This window comes from Pseudomonas sp. AC242, assembly GCF_979258655.1.
Window position 1 is genome coordinate 183,577 of sequence record NZ_OZ409873.1, and the last position, 16,486, is coordinate 200,062.

The window sequence follows — 16,486 nt, forward strand, 5'->3', positions numbered from 1 at the left end:
CGACGCGTCCTATACCGCTGCGGTAATCCACAGTGGAATTGGCTGTAGGCAATTTCCTAACTTCCCGGCAGGTAAAACAACGGCGACGTTATAAACGTCGCCGTTGCAGTGCCTTATTTGCTGACGCTGACGCCGTAGAAGGAATTCAAGCCGAATGGGCTGATCTTGAAATCCTGCACGTTGGCGCGCATGGGTTGGTACACCGTCGAGTGAGCGATAGGTGTCATCGGGACTGCATCTTTGAGGACGTGTTGCGCCTGTTTGTACAGTTCGGTGCGCTTGGCCTGGTCGGTCGTGCGTTTGGCTTCTTTGACGAGGCCGTCGAACTTCTTGTCGCACCACTTGGAGAAGTTGTTGCCGCTGAGCGAGTCGCAACCGAACAGCACGTTCAGCCAGTTGTCCGGATCACCATTGTCACCGCTCCAGCCAATGATCATGGCCTGGTTCTCGCCACCTTTGGAGCGTTTGATGTACTCGCCCCACTCGTAGCTAGTGATCTTCACTTTCAAGCCGATCTTGGCCCAGTCGGACTGGAGCATTTCAGCCATCAGTTTGGCGTTCGGGTTGTACGGACGCTGCACCGGCATCGCCCACAGCACGATCTCGGTACCTTCCTTGACGCCGGCTTCCTTGAGCAGCTGTTTGGCTTTCTCAGGATCGTACTTGGCATCTTTGATGGTGGTGTCGTAAGACCATTGGGTCGGCGGCATGGCGTTGACGGCCAGTTGGCCTGCGCCCTGATAAACCGAATCAATGATTTGCGGCTTGTTCACGGCCATGTCCAGCGCCTGACGAACGCGCAGGTCTGCCAGCGGGTTCGCCTCGTTGCTGCCCTTGACCTTGTCCATCACGTTGTAGGCGATGTAACCCAGGTTGAAACCAGCCTGGTCAGGCATTTTCAGGGTTTTGTCTTCTTTCAGCGCTTTCAGGTCGGCCGGACGCGGGAACAGGGTGACCTGGCACTCGTTCTTTTTCAGCTTCTGAATACGTACCGACGGGTCGGTGGTGATGGCGAAGATCAGGTTGTCGATCTTCACGTCTTCAGGCTTCCAGTAGTCCTTGTTGCCGGTGTAACGGATGTTGGAGTCTTTCTGGTAGCTCTTGAACACGAACGGGCCAGTGCCGATCGGCTTCTGGTTGATGTCGGCAGCCTTGCCTTCCTTGAGCAGCTGGGCAGCGTACTCGGCGGACTGTACCGAGGCGAAGCTCATGGCCATGTTCTGGATGAACGCGGCATCCACTTCTTTCAAAGTGAACTTGACGGTGTGATCGTCGACTTTATCGATCTTGGTGATGTTGGTGTCCATCCCCATGTCGGTGAAGTACGGGAATTCGGTCGGGTACGCCTTACGGAACGGGTCATCCTTGTTAATCATGCGATTGAAGGTGAACAGTACGTCGTCGGCGTTGAACTCACGAGTCGGCTTGAAATACGGGGTGGTGTGGAACTTGACGCCTTCACGCAGGTGGAAGGTGTACGTCAGGCCGTCATCGGAAATGTCCCACTTGGTCGCCAGACCAGGAATCACGGCGGTGCCGCCGCGCTCGAACTGGGTCAGACGGTTGAACATGGTTTCGGCTGAGGCGTCGAAGTCGGTTCCGGTGGTGTACTGGCCTGGGTCGAAACCGGCCGGGCTGCCTTCGGAGCAGAACACCAGGTTAGTCGCAGCGGATGCGAAAGGTGCGGAGGCTAACAAGCCTGCGCCGACTAAAAACGGAATGACCGCGTGTTTAAGCATGTTGGCCTCATGATTTGTTGTCATTTTTTAGTTGTGAGGTACGACCTCGTGAGTCGTGCCTGCGGATACTTATGCAGGGGCCATACCCATTGCAAGATCCAGAGTGACTGCCGGCCTCAAAGCGTGGCACGAACGTACCTTAATGTCGCATCTGTATAACTTCTGACGCATTTGACCGTTTGCGGGTGGTTTTTACGGTGCAAATGAAGCCCCAAAACGGTGCGTTGGTCACGTTGTGCGCGCCGCCTTGGGGCTCGGTGTTACTTATTTATACCCACGCCATAGAAGGGGGTTAGACCGAACGGGCTGATCCGGAAGTCAGTAACTTCCTTGCGCAGCGGCTGAAACACCGTGGAGTTGGCAATCGGTGTGATCGGCACTTGCTGTTTAAGGATCAGTTGCGCCTGTTGATACAGTTTTACCCGCTGTGCTTTGTCGGTGGACAACTTGGCCTGTTGCACCAGTTTGTCGTAGGCCGGATCGCACCATTTGGCGTAGTTGCTGCCTTTTACCGCCGCGCAGCTGTAGAGCACGCCAAGCCAGTTGTCCGGGTCACCGTTGTCACCTGTCCAACCATAGATCATCGCGTCGTGTTCGCCATTTTTCGCGCGCTTGATGTACTCGCCCCATTCGTAGCTGACGATGTTGGCCTTGATGCCGATTTTCTCCCAATCCTGCTGGATCATCTGCGCCGACATCCGCGCGTTCGGGTTCGAGGCGCGCTGCACTGTCATCGCCCAGAGGTTGATGGTTGTACCCGGCGCAACCCCTGCTTCTTTCAGTAGCACCCGTGCTTTTGCCGGGTCGTAGGGTGCGTCCTTGATGTTCGGGTCATACGACCATTGCGCCGGCGGCAAGGCGTTTTGCGCCAACTGGCCGGCGCTTTGGTAGACGGCTTTGATGATTGCCGGTTTGTCGATGGCCATGTCCAACGCCTGCCGCACTTTGAGCTGGTCGAGTGGCGCGTGGGTGGTGTTGTAGGCGAGGAAGCCGAGGTTGAAACCGGCCTGTTTGAGCACGCGCAGGTTCGGGTCTTTTTCCATCACTTCGATGTCGGCCGGGCGTGGGTAGCCGCTGACCTGGCATTCGCCGGCCTTGAGTTTTTGCAGGCGCACGGCGGCGTCCGGGGTGATGGAGAAAATCAGGTTATCGATTTTGAGGTCTTCGGGTTTCCAGTAGGCCGTGTTGGCGGCGTAGCGAATTTGTGAGTCCTTCTGGTAGCGCTTGAACACGAATGGGCCGGTGCCGATCGGCTTCTGGTTGAGGTCGGCGGCTTTGCCTTCTTTCAACAGTTGGTTGGCGTATTCGGCTGATTGCACGGAGGCGAAGCTCATGGCGAGGTTTTGCACGAACGCGGCGTCGACGTTGTTGAGGTTGAAGCGCACGGTTTGCTCGTCGAGTTTTTCTACCGATTTGATCGTAGTGTTGAGGCCCATGTCGGTGAAGTATGGGGATTCGGCGGGGTAGGCCTTGCGGAAGGCGTTTTCCGGGTCGAGCAGGCGCTGGAAGGTGAAGAGGACGTCGTCGGCGTTGAAGTCTCGAGTGGGGGTGAAGTAGTCGGTGGTGTGGAATTTTACGTTTTGGCGCAGGTGGAAGGTGTATTGCAGGCCATCCGGGGAGATATCCCATTTTGTTGCCAGGCCGGGTTCGATGTCGGTGCCGCCGCGTTTAAATTGGGTGAGGCGGTTGAAGACGGTTTCGGCGGAGGCGTCGAAGTCGGTGCCGCTGGTGTATTGGCTGGGGTCGAAGCCGGCGGGGCTGGCTTCGGAGCAGTAGACCAGGGTTGTGGCGGCGTTGGCGATCGGGGCTATGGCGGTTAGTGCGAGGGAGATCAAGAGCGGTTTTAGGGTGGATCTTGGCATGGGGTCCCCGGGGAATCGGCGGTGGTAATCGTGGAAGAGTAGCTGGGGCGGGGGGGGGTGGCGGAAATATCGTTTTTCCTGTTGAAGCGTCTATCTCGGTATATCTAGCACTTGTGTGTATATCCGTTGCTGCGGTAACGGCTGCTTAGGGTTCCGCCCTTACGGCGGGTCACTTTTGACAAACGCCTCAAAAGTAACCAAAAACGCTTGCTCCTACGTACGGCCCGCTCGCTAGGGCTCGGGGTTCCTTCGCTGCGGGATCGATCCGGGCGCAGCGCCTACGGTTTGCTTCGCTGCACCTCCTCTCGCTGTGTTTGGCTGCGCCAAACGGTCGCTGCGCTCCCTCGCCCGGATCAATCCCTCCACTCAGCCTTCCGACGTCGCCCTACAGATCAAGAGCTGCAGCCGAGCTAACGCTCATCCTGTTGAGTGGTGAAGAGCCAAGCGGTGTTCGGCTGTTGATTTGTGTTGTGGCTCCCCCTCACCCCAGCCCTCTCCCGAGGGAGAGGGAGCCGATTTTTGGGCATTTCAAAATCTGAGTTCGACTCGGTATTTCACGTCGGCGTAACTCTCCCAAACAACTCGGTCAGTCCCCTCTCCCTACGGGCGTTCCGACGTTTCGGGAGGGCTAGGGTGAGGGGCTTTTGATCTGTTTCAGAATCTGAGTTCAACACGGCAATCGCACGTCGGCGTAACTCTCCCAACACCACGGTCAGTCCCCTCTCCCTCTGGGAGAGGGCTAGGGTGAGGGTTGGCTTTTGGCTGTTTAAATCTGTGTCAGATAACCAGAACCTTCCCACAAGGTTTTCAGGTTGTCCGTCGGACGTGGGCTCTCTAGTCTTTGGGCGTCGCTGAAGACTCGGCGATCGGGAGGTGAGATTCCCGGTTATTGAATTTGGAAACCTGCACAAGCCACCCCATAATCGCCGCCAGCTCATGCTGTCAGCAGTTTTTATGGCGGCTATGTACGGGCGGACTTTGTCCGGCCGGGTTGGTTTCCTTACCGGTAATCTCACTCCGTACATAGTTGCCACCTCATTTCTCGAGTGAGATCGGAAATGAATGGCGTCAGTTAACAAGGAAATTTTCCATGGATAAATTGATACCTGACCCACCCCTCGATACCCCACTCGAAGACGCCATCCGCGCCGACGACCAGATCAAAACCCGCGAAGCCATCAAACGCGCCCTGGATTTCTATCTCAGCCCCGACCCGGTCAAGCCCCGGCAACCCAGCACGATGTTCCTGATCCAGCCAAACATCGACACCGAAAGCCTGCTGGCGCATGCCTGTGAATCACTGGCGTCGGCGAACACCCTTATCGGTAACTTTGCCGATCAGTTGGGCCGGCCCGAGCGTAGTACGGCGTTGGCGATTCAGCAGATCATCATGCTGGCCGAGTTGGCGGTGAATCGGGCGCTGGATCGGGTTGATCCGCAGACCTGAGACCGCGTTATCGTTCTTCGCGAGCAGGCTCGCTCCCACATTTGGGACGCGTTCCCTTTGTAGGCGCGAGCGTGCTCGCTATGGAGCAGGTTCATGCACCAAAAATCCAGGTACAAGAATGGTGATTATCACCGGTAACGGCCCGGTTTTTTGGTTTCATAAGCAGATGAATGCTTGATTCAATGGCTTATTTCAATTCGATATGAAGCTCACCGCAAACCTGTAATTTATGACAGTAGATAATCTTTCCAATGCGCCTGAGTATTTCTTCAAGCCGAGTACGTTTCGCTACTGCAAGGAGCGACTTCGAGGCTTGAACGAAAACACATAAGGACTTGACCATGAGTTATCCGATTATTACTGACTACAAAGCCTTCAGGATTTACGAATATGAATGGGGCTTCTCCCGCTTTCAAGTTTTTTATAAGGACGGAACCCCTTATTCACAGTTATGCGCTACGAGGGAAGATGCACAGCGCATCGTCGATGAGATTGGGACTTAAACCTCTAGAACAGTAGAAGTCTTGTCTGACCTATCAACGTTGTCGCCTGCTTTGCGGGGGTTGTAGGGTGGAACCGGCGACCATGCTCTGATCGCCGGTTTTTCATTCAGCCCTCTTCAGATCACTGCATCAACACTTCAATCGAGCCATCAGCGGTCATGCTGACCTGACTGGTGCCCGCTTCAACTTCCGGCGTCACTGGCGCCGAGTCCATCGCCGCCGCTTTCATCATCATCGGTGCGCGCAGGTACGGTTGTGGATAACCGTTGCTGTTGAGGTTCAGGTTGACGATTTTGTAACCCTTGCCGCCCAGTGCATCGGTGGCCAGTTGTGCGCGGTTTTTGAAGGCGGTCACGGCTTCTTTGAGCAACTGGTCTTCGCTGGCCTTGCGGGTCGGGTCGGCGATGGCGAAGTCCATGCCGCCCATTTTCAGGTCGCCCAGCAGTTCGCCGGTGAGTTTGGACAGGGCGGCGAAGTCGGCGCTTTCCAGGCGCAGTTCGGCGCGTTCACGCCAGCCGGTGATCTTCTGGCCTTTGGTGTCGTAGATCGGGTAACTGTTGCGGCTGCCTTGGCGCAAGGTGATGTCTTTGACTTGCTTGGCCTGGGCCAATGCCTTGTTCATGGTGGTGCTGACGTCGGCGGCGAGTTTGGCCGGGTCGGTGTTTTGCTCTTCGGTGTAGAGGGTGACAATCATCAGGTCGCGGGCCACTTCCGTGCTGACTTCGGCGCGCAGGGAAATCTGGTTGTAGTGCAGCTCATCGGCGGCCAGGGCCGGAATGCTGGCAATGCTGCCGACGGTCAGGGCGAGAAGGGCGGCGCTGCGGCGGAATGTGTGCATGAAAGCTCCTTGATGAGGGCGCAGGTGATGGTTCGGGGGCCTGCGTGAAACCATCAGACTCTAGCTTTTATGATCCGGTTCGCCCAGTTACAACTTCTATACACATCGGCGGGTCAGCTGTGCAGCCCTTCGCGAGCAGGCTCGCTGCCACCTTTGAAATGCATTCCCCCCTGTGGGAGCGAGCTTGCTCGCGAAGAGGCCCTTATAGCCGCCGAAGATGTCTTCGCCATGTGGTCGTTTGCCGCACTTTCGCCTCTCAAGGCCGTGGCTTGGTTATACTCCGTGCGATCCGCCTGGAGCGCTCATCAGGAGAGCTCATGCTCGCCCCCGTACAATTGACTTCCGCCACTCGCCAGAACCTCTGGCGGCTGACTTTTATTCGCACCCTGGTGCTCGCCGCGCAGGCCGGTTCTGTAGGCTTGGCCTACTGGCTGCAACTGCTGCCGTTGCCGTGGGTGCAACTGGCAATGACCCTTGGCTGCTCGACGCTGCTCTGCGTGTTTACCGCGGTGCGTTTGCGTACCTCGTGGCCAGTGACCGAACTCGAATATGCGCTGCAACTGGCCTGCGATCTGGTGATCCACAGTGCGCTGCTGTACTTCTCCGGCGGTTCGACCAACCCGTTTGTTTCCTATTATCTGGTACCGCTGACCATCGCTGCGGTGACACTGCCGTGGCGCTATTCGGTGATCCTGTCTGGCATCGCGCTGGCGCTGTACACGGTGATGCTGACGCGTTTCTATCCGCTGGAAACCCTGCCGGTCGCCCGCGAGAATCTGCAGATCTACGGCATGTGGCTGAGCTTCGCGCTCGCGGCGGCGGTGATCACCTTCTTCGCGGCACGAATGGCTGAAGAGTTGCGCCGTCAGGAAGAATTGCGTGCGATCCGCCGTGAAGAAGGCCTGCGCGATCAGCAGTTGCTCGCTGTCGCCACCCAGGCCGCCGGCGCCGCCCATGAGCTCGGTACACCGCTGGCGACCATGAGCGTATTGCTCAAGGAAATGCAGCAGGATCACCCCGACCCAATGCTGCAGGACGATCTGAAAGTGCTGCAGGATCAGGTCAAACTCTGCAAGGAGACCTTGCAGCAATTGGTGCGGGCCGCCGAGGCCAACCGGCGTCTGGCCGTCGAGATGCAGGACGTCACCGACTGGCTCGACGAAGCGCTGAACCGCTGGCACCTGATGCGTCCGGAAGCCAGTTACCGCTTCCACCGGCTCGGCCAAGGCACCGTGCCGCGCATGGCGCCGCCGCCGGATCTGACTCAGGCGCTGTTGAATCTGCTCAACAACGCCGCCGACGCCTGCCCGGAAAACCTCAAGGTGACCCTGGACTGGGACGCGGAAACGGTGACCATCAGCATTCGTGACCACGGCGCCGGTGTGCCGCTGGCCATCGCCGAGCAGATCGGCAAACCGTTTTTTACCACCAAGGGCAAAGGTTTCGGCCTGGGCCTGTTTTTGAGCAAGGCCAGCGTGACACGCGCCGGCGGCTCAGTGAAACTCTATAGTCATGAGGAAGGCGGCACGCTCACCGAGCTGCGCCTGCCCCACGGCGCCCGAGGAGACCAACATGAGTGACGAAATCCAAGTCGAAGGCGAAGAACTGCCGCATTTGCTGCTGGTCGACGACGACGCAACCTTCACCCGCGTCATGGCCCGTGCCATGGCTCGCCGTGGCTTTCGCGTCAGCACCGCCGGTTCCGCCGAAGAAGGCCTGACCATCGCCCAGGCCGATCTGCCTGATTACGCTGCGCTCGACCTGAAAATGGACGGCGATTCCGGTCTGGTGCTGCTGCCCAAGCTGCTGGAGCTGGACCCGGAAATGCGCGTGGTGATTCTCACCGGATATTCGAGCATTGCCACCGCAGTCGAAGCGATCAAGCGCGGCGCCTGCAACTACCTGTGCAAACCGGCCGACGCCGACGACGTGCTGGCCGCGTTGCTCTCCGAGCATGCTGATCTCGACAGTCTGGTGCCGGAAAACCCGATGTCGGTTGACCGCCTGCAATGGGAACACATCCAGCGTGTGCTCACCGAACACGAAGGCAACATCTCCGCCACTGCCCGTGCCCTGGGCATGCACCGCCGCACCCTGCAGCGCAAACTGCAGAAGCGCCCGGTTCGTCGCTGAACCTGCGCTGAACGACTATCGCCAGCCCTCGCGATAAAACGCACCGATCATCTATGATCGGTGCGTGTCTGTTCTTTTCTATATCGAGCCTTATCCATGAATCAGAACGCTGAATATTCCGCGGTCAACGATGCTGTGCGCGGGCAGTTTTTTCGTAAAGTGTGGGCGATGACCACGCCTTACTGGCGCAGCGAAGAGAAGGGCAAGGCCTGGACATTGCTGATTGCCGTGATCGCGTTGTCGCTGTTCAGCGTGGCGATCTCGGTGTGGATCAACAGTTGGTACAAGGATTTTTACAACGCTCTGCAAAAGAAGGACGAAGCGGCGTTCTGGCAGTTGATCCTGTATTTCTGCGGCATCGCCACGGTGGCGATTCTCGGCGCGGTGTATCGCCTGTACCTGACGCAGATGCTGACGATTCGCTGGCGGGCGTGGCTGACCGAGAACCACTTCAAGCGCTGGCTCGGCCACAAGAACTACTATCAGCTGGAGCAGGGCGGTTACACCGATAACCCCGACCAGCGGATTTCCGAAGACCTCAACACCTTTACCGCCAACACCCTGAGCCTTGGCCTCGGGCTGATTCGCACGGTGGTCAGTCTGGTGTCGTTCTCGATCATTTTGTGGGGCGTTTCCGGCAGCATCGAAGTGTTCGGCATCGAGATTCCCGGCTACATGTTCTGGTGTGCGCTGATTTATGCCGCCGTCGGCAGTTGGCTGACGCACCTGATCGGTCGACGCTTGATCGGCCTGAACAACCAGCAACAACGTTTCGAAGCAGACCTGCGTTTCTCCATGGTGCGCGTGCGCGAGAACGCTGAAAGCATCGCCTTGTATAACGGTGAACCGAACGAAAATCGTCGTTTGAGCAGCCGTTTCGGGCTGGTCTGGCACAACTTCTGGGACATCATGCGCGTATCCAAGCGCCTGACGTTCTTCACTTCCGGCTACGGCCAGATCGCAATCATCTTCCCGTTCATCGTCGCGGCCCCACGTTATCTGGCGGGCAAGATCGAACTGGGTGAGCTGATGCAAATCAACTCGGCATTCGGCAACGTGCAGGAGAATTTCAGCTGGTTCATCAGTGCGTATTCGGATCTGGCCGCGTGGCGCGCAACCTGTGATCGTTTGCTGAGTTTCCGCCAGGCCATGACCGACAACGAAGAGCGCACCCCGGCGATCGACGTGCAGAATCAGGGCAGCGAACTGCAGGTGCATAACCTTGGTCTGGACCTGGCCGATGGTCGTCATCTGTTGACCAATGCCGACATGACCGTGGAGCCGGGTGATCGGGTCATGCTCAGCGGCCGTTCCGGCAGCGGCAAGTCGACGCTGTTGCGGGCGATGGGGCATTTGTGGCCGGCGGGGCACGGCAACATCCGCTTGCCGGCGGCGCGGTATCTGTTCCTGCCGCAAAAGCCGTATCTGCCGATCGGCACCCTGCGCGAGGCACTGAGTTATCCACAACCGGGTGACACCTACGCGTCTGAACGTTATGCACAAGTGCTGGAAACCTGCCGTTTGCCGCATCTGGTCGCGCGGCTGGACGAGGCCAATCACTGGCAACGCATGCTCTCGCCGGGTGAACAGCAACGCTTGGCCTTCGCCCGTGCGCTGCTTTACGCACCGCAGTGGTTGTACATGGACGAAGCGACTTCGGCGATGGACGAGGAAGACGAAGCGACGCTGTATCAGGCGTTGATTGATCAGATACCGGGGCTGAGCATTGTCAGCGTCGGCCATCGCAGCAGTTTGAAACGCTTCCATCCACGGCATGTGCGGATCGAGAGCGGGCATTTGGTTGAACAGACCGTGACTGCCTGATCAACACACATCCCATGTGGGAGCTGGCTTGCCAGCGATGGCGTCGGTTTAGTCGACATCTTCATCGACAGGTATGGCCTCATCGCTGGCAAGCCAGCTCCCACAGGTTTTGTATGGAAATGGAAAGTGATCGTACAACCCGCTTGAGCTATGATGCCCACAAGCCGAATTTTCGAGACTAGATGCACACCATGGAAAACCTGATCGACACCCCGCGTCTCCCGCGCAAGCGCCGCAGCCTGGCCCAGGAACTGGTGACGGTGCTGAGCGAGCAGATCCGCGATGGCCTGCTTAAACGCGGTGACAAATTGCCTACCGAGTCGGCGATCATGGAAGCCCATGGCGTCAGCCGCACCGTGGTGCGCGAGGCGATTTCCCGTTTGCAGGCAGCCGGCCAAGTGGAAACTCGCCACGGCATCGGCACCTTCGTACTCGACACGCCAAGTCCGAGCGGTTTCCGTATCGATCCGGCCACCGTCGTCACCCTGCGTGATGTGCTGGCCATCCTCGAATTGCGCATCAGCCTCGAAGTCGAATCTGCCGGCCTTGCCGCGCAACGTCGCAGCGCCGAGCAACTGGCGACCATGCGCGCCGCGCTCGATGCGCTTAATGAAAGCGCTGCCCATGCCAGTGATGCTGTGGCGTCGGACTTTGCTTTCCACCTGGAAATCGCCCTGTCCACCGGCAACCGCTACTTCACCGACATCATGACCCACCTGGGCACCAGCATCATTCCGCGTACGCGGCTGAATTCGGCGCGATTGGCCCATGATGATCAACAGCACTACATGAGTCGCCTGAGCCGTGAGCACGAAGAAATCTACGACGCGATTGCCCGTCAGGATTCCGATGCAGCGCGTGCGGCGATGCGTCTGCACCTGACCAACAGCCGTGAAAGACTGCGCCAGGCCCATGAAGAGGCGCAGGCGCAGGGTTAGTATTTATTAGTGTTTGAGGTAAACCCGCAGCTCCGGAGACTCAGCCGTATTACCTGACGATGTCTGCACGCTATAACTCAATTTAGCGGTGGCACTTGGTACGAGCTTTTCTGCAAATATCTTTTTCGGGATCTCGAATACAAATGGAGCATCGGCGGGTGACCCTACGGCAAGTTCCCAGCTGTATTCATTCCCTGTGGAAGTGCTGACCTTGAATGTGATCTTGTCTCCCTTGCTAACATTTGGATATGACTGGACTTCGCCGTGGGCAGGATCAACCAGGTTGTGAACATAGAGTGTGAACTCTCCATTGTGCTCGATGGCTTCGCGGAGGCGGGGGGTAGCGAGGGCTTTTACTTGAACATTCATGATCGAAATTCCTTTTATAACCAATCAAACCTTTGCAATCGCGTAGTGATGACACACTACGATCGGAGTCGGTTTGTTATCTCCTGAAGTCATTAGCTCAGGAATACCCATTCTTACGCACCTGTAAGAAATACCAGTCTCGACGAACGGTTATCACGCGAAGCGCCTGTGCCAAAGCGTTGTGAGCTGGTCAATCGAAAATCATGATCAAGTTTCGATCCGCAACCTCAACACTTGCGAAAACGGCTCCATGCTCGACTCGTCGCAAAACTTGTAGCGCAGTTCAACCACCCTGTTCAGGTACGGCCGCAGCGCCTCTTTAGGTATCTGCAACTCGATCCCCGTGAGCTTTTCCATCTCGTCCTCGGCATCGTCCCAAGTGCCCGTGTCCACTTCTTCACCAATCCATTCCGGCTGTTCCGGGTCGCCGCCGAGAATCGGGTAGACGCTCCAGTTCGCCGGAAAATCGCTGGAATCCGGGACTTGTACGATCAATACATCGGGTAGCGCGGATAGCTGAAGGGTGAGGGTGTCAGAGGCAGAAGAGGCGATTTGCGCGAGCGTTGGTGCAGCATAATTCAAAAACATTTCGGTTTCCTTCGAAGGTCCGCCACGATCCTTCGTGGCAGTCCGTCACACCTTACCCGGCGCTTCTCCAGCGCTCAGTAAACGAATCTTGACCAGACATTTCCGCGCTATAACCCTTTAAAATCGTGGCTTTGCGACGAGTTCGGCAACGCCCCGAACACTTTTGTCCGACAAAAAACCACCCACAACGATGAAATGCAGTTGACGGTTATCTTTTAAGTTGTACGATGACCTACAACTTCAGCGAAGGCTGAACGATCAACTCACAAAAAACGTTGCTACCAGGGTGTTCGAATAATGAATCCACAAGAACTGAAGTCCATCCTCTCTGCCGGCCTGCTGTCTTTCCCGGTGACCGATTTCAACGCGCAGGGCGATTTCAACCGCGCGGGCTATATCAAACGCCTGGAATGGCTGGCTCCGTATGGCGCTTCAGCCTTGTTCGCCGCCGGTGGCACTGGTGAGTTCTTCTCCCTCGCCGCCAGCGAATACTCGGAAATCATCAAGACTGCCGTCGACACTTGCGCAACGAGTGTGCCGATCCTAGCCGGTGTCGGTGGTTCGACTCGTCAGGCCATCGAATACGCTCAAGAAGCCGAGCGTCTGGGCGCCAAAGGTCTGTTGCTGCTGCCGCACTACCTGACCGAAGCGAGCCAGGATGGTGTTGCCGCTCACGTTGAAGCCGTGTGTAAATCGGTCAACATCGGCGTGGTCGTCTACAACCGCAACGTTTGCCGCCTCAACGCACCGCTGCTGGAACGTCTGGCCGAGCGCTGCCCGAACCTGATCGGCTACAAGGATGGTCTGGGCGATATCGAGTTGATGGTGTCGATCCGTCGCCGCCTCGGTGATCGCTTCAGCTACCTGGGTGGTCTGCCGACCGCCGAAGTCTACGCCGCAGCCTACAAGGCGCTGGGCGTACCGGTTTACTCCTCGGCGGTGTTCAACTTCATCCCGAAAACCGCGATGGACTTCTACCACGCGATCGCTCGTGAAGATCACACCACCGTCGGCAAGATCATCGACGACTTCTTCCTGCCGTACCTCGACATCCGCAACCGCAAGGCCGGTTATGCCGTGAGCATCGTCAAGGCAGGCGCGAAAATCGCCGGCTATGACGCAGGCCCGGTGCGGGCACCGCTGACCGACCTGACTGGCGAAGAGTACGAAATGCTCGCCGCGCTGATCGACAAGCAAGGTGCGCAGTAACACCCGATAAAAGCGAGGCCGCTGAGCAATCAGCGGCTTTTTGCGTGAAGGCTTTGAGATTTGAGGGCTGCCCCTGTGACAACTGCAAAACGCTACGACAACTACATCAACGGCGAATGGGTTGCCGGTGCCGACTACTCGGCCAACATCAACCCATCGGAACTGAGCGATACCATCGGCGACTATGCCAAGGCTGACCTGACTCAGGTTCACGCCGCCATCGACGCTGCTCGCGCGGCATTCCCGGCGTACTCGACTTCGGGCATTCAAGCCCGTCACGATTCGCTGGATAAAGTCGGCACGGAAATTCTCGCCCGTCGCGAAGAACTCGGCACCTTGCTGGCCCGCGAAGAGGGCAAGACTCTGCCCGAAGCCATCGGCGAAGTGACCCGCGCCGGTAACATCTTCAAGTTCTTCGCTGGTGAATGCCTGCGTCTGTCCGGCGACTACGTGCCGTCGGTGCGTCCGGGCGTCAACGTCGAAGTGACCCGCGAAGCACTGGGCGTGGTCGGTCTGATCACCCCGTGGAATTTCCCGATTGCGATTCCGGCGTGGAAGATTGCTCCGGCGTTGGCCTACGGCAACTGCGTGGTGTTGAAGCCCGCCGATCTGGTGCCGGGTTGCGCCTGGGCACTGGCGGAAATCATCTCCCGCGCAGGCTTCCCGGCCGGCGTGTTCAATCTGGTGATGGGCAGCGGCCGTGTGGTCGGTGATGCCTTGGTGCAGAGCCCGAAAGTCGACGGCATCAGCTTCACCGGTTCGGTGGGCGTGGGTCGTCAGATCGCGGTCAACTGCGTCTCGCGCCAAGCCAAGGTTCAGCTGGAAATGGGCGGCAAGAACCCGCAGATCATTCTCGATGACGCCGACCTCAAGCAAGCGGTCGAGCTGTCGGTGCAGAGCGCGTTCTACTCCACCGGCCAGCGTTGCACAGCGTCGAGCCGCTTGATCGTCACCGCCGGGATTCACGACAAGTTCGTTGAAGCCATGGCCGAGCGCATGAAGTCGATCAAGGTCGGCCACGCACTGAAATCCGGCACCGACATCGGTCCAGTGGTTTCGCAAGCACAGCTTGAACAGGACATGAAGTACATCGACATCGGCCAGTCCGAAGGTGCGCGTCTGGTCAGCGGTGGTGGTCTGGTGACGTGCGATACCGAAGGCTACTTCCTCGCACCAACGCTGTTTGCCGACAGTGAAGCGTCGATGCGCATCAGCCGCGAAGAGATCTTTGGCCCGGTGGCCAACATTGTTCGCGTGGCCGATTACGACGCGGCGCTGGCGATGGCCAACGACACCGAGTTCGGTCTGTCGGCGGGTATTGCGACCACTTCGCTGAAGTACGCCAACCACTTCAAACGTCATTCGCAAGCCGGGATGGTCATGGTCAATCTGCCGACCGCTGGCGTCGATTACCACGTTCCGTTCGGTGGCCGTAAAGGTTCATCCTATGGATCACGTGAGCAAGGCCGTTATGCGCAAGAGTTCTACACGGTCGTGAAGACCAGTTACATCGGTTCCTGATAAACGCAATAACCCTGTAGGAGCTGCCGAAGGCTGCGATCTTTTAAGATCAAAAGATCGCAGCCTTCGGCAGCTCCTACAGGGAATAGATGCAAGACCAAAGAAGATTCACCCGCGCATAAAAATAATCAGTGGGAGTACCTCTACATGCAATCGTCCAAGCCGACTCACGTCCGCTATTTGATCCTGCTCATGCTGTTTCTGGTGACCACGATCAACTACGCCGACCGTGCCACGATCGCCATTGCCGGCTCCAGCCTGCAAAAAGATCTGGGCATTGACGCAGTCACCCTCGGCTATATCTTTTCCGCATTCGGTTGGGCCTACGTGGCCGGGCAAATTCCCGGTGGCTGGTTGCTCGATCGCTTCGGCTCGAAAAAAGTCTATGCCCTGAGCATTTTCACCTGGTCGCTGTTCACCGTGCTGCAAGGCTTTGTCGGTGAGTTCGGCATGTCCACCGCCATCGTTGCGCTGTTCATGCTGCGCTTCCTCGTCGGTCTGGCTGAAGCGCCTTCGTTCCCCGGCAATGCGCGTATCGTCGCCGCATGGTTCCCGACCGCTGAACGCGGCACTGCTTCGGCGATCTTCAACTCGGCGCAATACTTTGCCACCGTGTTGTTCGCACCGCTGATGGGCTGGATCGTGTATTCCTTCGGTTGGGAGCACGTGTTTATCGTTATGGGGATTCTCGGGATCATCTTCTCGCTGGTCTGGCTGAAAGTGATCTACAGCCCGCGTGAACACCCGCGTATCAACGAAGCCGAGTTCAAACACATCGCTGAAAACGGCGGCATGGTCGACATGGATCAGAAGGGCAAAAAGTCCGACGGTCCGAAGTGGGATTACATCCGTCAACTGCTGACCAATCGCATGATGCTCGGCGTGTATCTGGGCCAGTACTGCATCAACGGCATCACCTATTTCTTCCTGACCTGGTTCCCGGTGTATCTGGTGCAAGAGCGTGGCATGACCATTCTCAAGGCTGGTTTCATCGCCTCGTTGCCGGCAATCTGCGGCTTTATCGGTGGGGTGCTCGGCGGGGTGATTTCCGACTACCTGTTGCGCAAGGGCCACTCGCTGACCTTCGCGCGCAAAGCGCCGATCATTGCCGGCCTGCTGGTTTCCAGCAGCATCGTTGCCTGCAACTATGTTGAAGTGGAATGGATGGTGGTTGGCTTCATGGCCCTGGCCTTCTTCGGCAAAGGCGTTGGCGCGCTGGGTTGGGCGGTGGTTTCCGACACTTCGCCAAAACAGATCGCCGGTCTGAGCGGTGGCCTGTTCAATACTTTCGGCAACATTGCTTCGATCACCACGCCGATCGTGATTGGCTACATCATCAGCTCCACCGGTTCGTTCAAATGGGCGCTGGTGTTCGTCGGTGCCAACGCACTGGTCGCGGTGTTCAGCTATCTGGTCATCGTTGGCCCGATCAAACGTGTGGTACTCAAAGAGCCGCCAACCAACGGCGGTGTTGAAGCCAGCGGTAAATTGTCCCAAGCGCATTCCTGAGGAGCG

13 protein-coding genes and 1 pseudogene are annotated in these 16,486 nt (G+C 57.7%); 9 read left to right on the forward strand and 5 right to left on the reverse strand.

Annotated elements, in window-relative coordinates; all coding sequences use genetic code 11:
- Positions 1–113: 113 nt before the first annotated feature.
- Complete coding sequence (locus ACZZ0A_RS00730; RefSeq protein WP_095114532.1) at positions 114–1,739, reverse strand: ABC transporter substrate-binding protein; 1,626 nt, start codon at positions 1,737–1,739, stop codon at positions 114–116.
- A gap of 260 nt (positions 1,740–1,999) precedes the next feature.
- Positions 2,000–3,601 carry an ABC transporter substrate-binding protein gene (locus ACZZ0A_RS00735; protein WP_095114531.1) on the reverse strand — a complete coding sequence of 534 codons (1,602 nt, stop codon included), beginning with the start codon at positions 3,599–3,601 and terminating at the stop codon, positions 2,000–2,002.
- Between the two features lie 1,090 nt (positions 3,602–4,691).
- Here ACZZ0A_RS00735 and ACZZ0A_RS00740 point away from each other — a divergent pair.
- Positions 4,692–5,048 carry a DUF6124 family protein gene (locus ACZZ0A_RS00740; RefSeq protein ID WP_463542394.1) on the forward strand — a complete coding sequence of 119 codons (357 nt, stop codon included), beginning with the start codon at positions 4,692–4,694 and terminating at the stop codon, positions 5,046–5,048.
- A 341-nt stretch (positions 5,049–5,389) separates the two neighbouring features.
- Entirely contained in the window at positions 5,390–5,551 is a 162-nt protein-coding gene (locus ACZZ0A_RS00745; RefSeq protein ID WP_007915314.1) for a hypothetical protein, read from the forward strand.
- 121 nt (positions 5,552–5,672) lie between these two features.
- On the opposite strand, the gene ACZZ0A_RS00750 is transcribed toward ACZZ0A_RS00745, so the two are convergent.
- Positions 5,673–6,389: an SIMPL domain-containing protein gene (locus ACZZ0A_RS00750; protein WP_463542395.1), complete on the reverse strand. Its 717-nt coding sequence runs from the start codon at positions 6,387–6,389 to the stop codon at positions 5,673–5,675.
- Between the two features lie 317 nt (positions 6,390–6,706).
- On the opposite strand from ACZZ0A_RS00750, the gene ACZZ0A_RS00755 reads away from it, so the two are divergent.
- The 4 genes from ACZZ0A_RS00755 to ACZZ0A_RS00770 all read left to right on the forward strand — a co-directional run bounded on the left by ACZZ0A_RS00755 (position 6,707) and on the right by ACZZ0A_RS00770 (position 11,284).
- Positions 6,707–7,969 carry an ATP-binding protein gene (locus ACZZ0A_RS00755; RefSeq protein ID WP_038357512.1) on the forward strand — a complete coding sequence of 421 codons (1,263 nt, stop codon included), beginning with the start codon at positions 6,707–6,709 and terminating at the stop codon, positions 7,967–7,969.
- Positions 7,962–8,522, forward strand: coding sequence for a response regulator transcription factor (locus tag ACZZ0A_RS00760; protein WP_003221630.1), 561 nt, complete (start codon positions 7,962–7,964; stop codon positions 8,520–8,522). The genes ACZZ0A_RS00755 and ACZZ0A_RS00760 overlap by 8 nt, the downstream gene beginning before the upstream one ends.
- A 96-nt stretch (positions 8,523–8,618) precedes the next feature.
- Complete coding sequence (locus ACZZ0A_RS00765; RefSeq protein WP_007915329.1) at positions 8,619–10,346, forward strand: ABC transporter ATP-binding protein/permease; 1,728 nt, start codon at positions 8,619–8,621, stop codon at positions 10,344–10,346.
- 191 nt (positions 10,347–10,537) lie between these two features.
- Positions 10,538–11,284 carry a FadR/GntR family transcriptional regulator gene (locus tag ACZZ0A_RS00770; protein WP_176472316.1) on the forward strand — a complete coding sequence of 249 codons (747 nt, stop codon included), beginning with the start codon at positions 10,538–10,540 and terminating at the stop codon, positions 11,282–11,284.
- Positions 11,285–11,290: 6 nt separating this feature from the next.
- On the opposite strand, the gene ACZZ0A_RS00775 is transcribed toward ACZZ0A_RS00770, so the two are convergent.
- The gene (locus tag ACZZ0A_RS00775; protein ID WP_463542396.1) at positions 11,291–11,653 is read right to left on the reverse strand and encodes a hypothetical protein; all 363 of its coding nucleotides are present in this window, start codon (positions 11,651–11,653) and stop codon (positions 11,291–11,293) included.
- Positions 11,654–11,860: 207 nt separating this feature from the next.
- Positions 11,861–12,241, reverse strand: coding sequence for a hypothetical protein (locus ACZZ0A_RS00780; RefSeq protein WP_463542397.1), 381 nt, complete (start codon positions 12,239–12,241; stop codon positions 11,861–11,863).
- Between the two features lie 297 nt (positions 12,242–12,538).
- On the opposite strand from ACZZ0A_RS00780, the gene kdgD reads away from it, so the two are divergent.
- The 3 genes and pseudogenes from kdgD to ACZZ0A_RS00795 all read left to right on the forward strand — a co-directional run.
- On the forward strand, positions 12,539–13,450 hold the full coding sequence (gene kdgD / locus ACZZ0A_RS00785; RefSeq protein WP_463542398.1) for a 5-dehydro-4-deoxyglucarate dehydratase: 912 nt from the start codon (positions 12,539–12,541) through the stop codon (positions 13,448–13,450).
- 75 nt (positions 13,451–13,525) lie between these two features.
- Positions 13,526–14,971: an aldehyde dehydrogenase family protein gene (locus ACZZ0A_RS00790; protein WP_123375760.1), complete on the forward strand. Its 1,446-nt coding sequence runs from the start codon at positions 13,526–13,528 to the stop codon at positions 14,969–14,971.
- Between the two features lie 117 nt (positions 14,972–15,088).
- Positions 15,089–16,480, forward strand: a pseudogene (locus tag ACZZ0A_RS00795) (MFS transporter); the annotation flags it as partial.
- Positions 16,481–16,486: the final 6 nt, after the last annotated feature.

What these genes read in the sequence shown, in the direction of transcription:
- ACZZ0A_RS00755 (WP_038357512.1), top strand. Translation starts at nt 6,707, where the DNA reads ATGCTCGCCCCCGTACAATTGACTTCCGCCACTCGCCAGAACCTCTGG.
- ACZZ0A_RS00765 (WP_007915329.1), top strand. Translation starts at nt 8,619, where the DNA reads ATGAATCAGAACGCTGAATATTCCGCGGTCAACGATGCTGTGCGCGGG.
- ACZZ0A_RS00775 (WP_463542396.1), bottom strand. Translation starts at nt 11,653, where the DNA reads ATGAATGTTCAAGTAAAAGCCCTCGCTACCCCCCGCCTCCGCGAAGCC.
- ACZZ0A_RS00730 (WP_095114532.1), bottom strand. Translation starts at nt 1,739, where the DNA reads ATGCTTAAACACGCGGTCATTCCGTTTTTAGTCGGCGCAGGCTTGTTA.
- ACZZ0A_RS00760 (WP_003221630.1), top strand. Translation starts at nt 7,962, where the DNA reads ATGAGTGACGAAATCCAAGTCGAAGGCGAAGAACTGCCGCATTTGCTG.
- ACZZ0A_RS00740 (WP_463542394.1), top strand. Translation starts at nt 4,692, where the DNA reads ATGGATAAATTGATACCTGACCCACCCCTCGATACCCCACTCGAAGAC.
- kdgD (WP_463542398.1), top strand. Translation starts at nt 12,539, where the DNA reads ATGAATCCACAAGAACTGAAGTCCATCCTCTCTGCCGGCCTGCTGTCT.
- ACZZ0A_RS00780 (WP_463542397.1), bottom strand. Translation starts at nt 12,241, where the DNA reads ATGTTTTTGAATTATGCTGCACCAACGCTCGCGCAAATCGCCTCTTCT.
- ACZZ0A_RS00735 (WP_095114531.1), bottom strand. Translation starts at nt 3,601, where the DNA reads ATGCCAAGATCCACCCTAAAACCGCTCTTGATCTCCCTCGCACTAACC.
- ACZZ0A_RS00750 (WP_463542395.1), bottom strand. Translation starts at nt 6,389, where the DNA reads ATGCACACATTCCGCCGCAGCGCCGCCCTTCTCGCCCTGACCGTCGGC.
- ACZZ0A_RS00745 (WP_007915314.1), top strand. Translation starts at nt 5,390, where the DNA reads ATGAGTTATCCGATTATTACTGACTACAAAGCCTTCAGGATTTACGAA.
- ACZZ0A_RS00770 (WP_176472316.1), top strand. Translation starts at nt 10,538, where the DNA reads ATGGAAAACCTGATCGACACCCCGCGTCTCCCGCGCAAGCGCCGCAGC.